Below are 235 nucleotides of genomic sequence, written 5' to 3' on the forward strand. Positions count from 1 at the left end.
GGTCAGGAGTTGCGGTGACGCCGTCGAGCCAGTCATCGAGGACGAGTACCCAGTCGTAGTCATAGCTGAGCGGTTCGTTCGGGTCTTCGATGATGAGCGGTCCTTGAAGTCCGCGGTCGAGTTGCGGGCCGACGTGCGGGTGGAACCAGTAGGTTCCAGGAGCGTCGGCAGTGAAGTCGTAGTCGAACGACGCTCCGGGGCCGATCGGCTGCTGCGTGATGGGTGGGACACCATC

1 protein-coding gene is annotated in these 235 nt (G+C 63.0%); it reads right to left on the reverse strand.

Going from position 1 to position 235, the window contains the following annotated elements:
- The coding region (locus AC1RPV_RS08255) for a multicopper oxidase domain-containing protein (RefSeq protein ID WP_481764279.1) at positions 1-235 on the reverse strand (235 nt) is incomplete at both ends.

It is taken from the genome of Dellaglioa sp. CoH-55-MRSF-9, assembly GCF_056782155.1.